Raw genomic sequence first — 2,272 nt, 5'->3', positions numbered from 1 at the left:
CACCTCGTCGGCGGTGCCCGGCCGGACCAGGGCCGTGGCCCGCCCGCGGTAACGCCCGGTGTGGTCGATGCAGCGGCCGTCCAACACGTCGGGATCGGTGGTGACCTGGCCGGCGCCCACGATCCCGGCAAGCGTTTCGGTAAGCGTTTCAGTCACCGGTCGGGTGTATCACAGTCCTCGGTCAGTGCCAGGAAGGCCCCGAGCGCGATCAGGCTGTCGGGCTGGCCGGGCAGGTAGTCGGTGAGCTGTGGTGAGCGCACGATGTAGGCGACGTACTTGGCCCGGCTGATCGCCACGTTGAGCCGGTTGCGGTTCAACAGGAAGCCGATGCCCCGCGGTACGTCGGCGGCAGACGACGCCGTCATCGACACGAACACCACGGGTGCTTGCCGGCCCTGGAACTTGTCCACTGTGCCGGCCTGTACCTCGGTCAGGCCGACCGCGTCGAGTGCCCGCCGCACCGTGGTCACTTGCGCGTTGTAGGGCGTCACCACCAGGACGTGTTCCTGGCCCAGCGGCGTGCTGCCGTGCTCGTCGGTCCAGGTGGTCCCGAGCAGGCCGGTGATGGCCGCGACGATCGCGTGCGCCTCTTCCGGGCTGTCGGTCGAATTGCCGAGATGCGGCACCTCGAGTACCCGCACGCCAGGGGTGAGACCGTCGAGTGCCCGTGCCGCACTGACCTTTTCGTGTGACCGCAGCCGGCCGTCATACGACAGTCGCGATACCGGACCGCACACCGCCGGATGCATCCGGAACGAGCGGTCCAGGAAGTAGCCCCGTTCGGCCGGCAGCGTGTGCGACCCCTCGACCAGCCAGCCCAGCGCCGAATCGTCGACCGGTGCGGGATGGGTGCCCTGGCAGACCTGGGGCAGTTGCTGCGGGTCGCCGAGCAGCAGCAGGTTGCGCGCGGCCGGGGCCACCGCGATGGTGTTGGCCAGGTTGAACTGGCCGGCCTCCTCGAGCACCAGCAGGTCGAGGCATTGCCGTGGCACTCGCGCTTCGTTCGCGAAATCCCATGCGGTACCACCGATCACGCAGCCGGGATGGTCGGCGATGAACGCGGCGTAGTGGTTCTGGTCGATCTCGGTCCACCGCGGGTCGGCGCCCTTGCGTTTCTTGGCCACCCGCGCCGCGTCCACCCCGGCGTCGAGCACCTGATCCAGCAGATGCTCGATCACCGCATGTGATTGCGCGACGATGCCGATACGCCAACCATGTTCGTTGGCCAGGCGGGCGATGATCTTCGCCGAGGTGTGGGTTTTGCCGGTGCCGGGTGGCCCGTGCACGGCGAGGTACGAGCCGTCCAGGTCCAGCAACGCCGCGGTGACATCGGTGGCGGTGTCCCCGCTACGGGGCAGCGCCCGGCCGCTGACGGTGCGCGGTGGGCGGCGCAGCAGGATGTNCCGAGTTGCCGGAGTTCCTGCACGCGCCGTTCGCCGCGGCGATGTCGCAGTCCATGCTGTTGCCCGCGTTCATCGCGTTGTTCGGGGTGGTCGGGGCGCTGTTCCTGGTCGGTTTCGGCACGGCACCCGCATCGGTGCCCGGCGCGAACCCGGAGCCCTACACCGACCCGCGCGACGACGATGACGACGATTACGTCGAGTTCACCGTCGACCACGACGACGGCGCTGACGACGACGAGGCGGCCACCGTGGTGTTGCGTGCGCCGCCCGTGGTCGAGGACCCCGAGCAGTGGAAGAACATCTACGCCGAGTTCATGGCCGAGAGCGACGGAACAACACCGCGGGATTGAGGTAGCCCGTCGGGTCGAACGCGGCCTTGACCGCGCGCATGGCCGCGATGTCGGCCTCGGAGCGGGACATCGCCACATAGTCGCGCTTGCGTGAGCCCACGCCGTGTTCGGAGCTGACGTTGCCGCCGCACTCGGCGATCAACGCCATCATCGCGGCGTACAGCGCCGGTTCGGCCTCGGCGGGGCAGCGCAACACGTTCAGGTGCAGATTGCCCTCACCGAGGTGGCCGAAGAGCACCGGGATGGCCTGGGGGACCTGCGTTGCGATCACGCCGGTCGCCTCGGTCGCGAACTCCCGGATGGCCGACAGCGGCAGCGAGACATCGAATTTCAGTGGCGGGCCGAACAATCCGAGCACCTCGGCCACCGACTCGCGCACCTGCCACAACCGCTGCTGGGCGATCACGTCGACGCCGACGGCCGGCTCGCCGACGAGGTCGGCACCCTCCAGCGCCTGGGCCAGGCGTTCGGTCTGGTCGCTGTCGCCGGCCAATTCGATCAGCAACTGCCAGGCGCCGT

At 69.1% G+C, this 2,272-nt stretch carries 2 protein-coding genes and 2 pseudogenes; 1 reads left to right on the top strand and 3 read right to left on the bottom strand.

What is annotated here, in order from left to right:
- Both BN4332_RS34300 and BN4332_RS12630 read right to left on the bottom strand, forming a co-directional pair.
- Positions 1 to 156, bottom strand: a pseudogene (locus BN4332_RS34300) (oxidoreductase); the annotation flags it as partial.
- Positions 153 to 1,472: pseudogene (locus tag BN4332_RS12630) on the bottom strand (DEAD/DEAH box helicase); the annotation flags it as partial. The pseudogenes BN4332_RS12630 and BN4332_RS34300, both read right to left, overlap by 4 nt.
- Here BN4332_RS12630 and BN4332_RS12625 point away from each other — a divergent pair.
- Positions 1,409 to 1,753 carry a hypothetical protein gene (locus BN4332_RS12625; protein WP_435405159.1) on the top strand — a complete coding sequence of 115 codons (345 nt, stop codon included), beginning with the start codon at positions 1,409 to 1,411 and terminating at the stop codon, positions 1,751 to 1,753. The pseudogene BN4332_RS12630 and the gene BN4332_RS12625 sit on opposite strands and share 64 nt — an antisense overlap.
- On the opposite strand, the gene BN4332_RS12620 is transcribed toward BN4332_RS12625, so the two are convergent.
- Positions 1,716 to 2,272: FAD-linked oxidase C-terminal domain-containing protein (locus BN4332_RS12620; protein ID WP_276527214.1), on the bottom strand; the 557-nt coding region annotated here is incomplete at its 5' end. The two genes, BN4332_RS12625 and BN4332_RS12620, sit on opposite strands and share 38 nt — an antisense overlap.

This window comes from Mycolicibacterium houstonense (assembly GCF_900078665.2).
Lineage (GTDB): Bacteria > Actinomycetota > Actinomycetes > Mycobacteriales > Mycobacteriaceae > Mycobacterium > Mycobacterium houstonense.
This window is presented reverse-complemented; position numbering and strand designations above follow the sequence as displayed.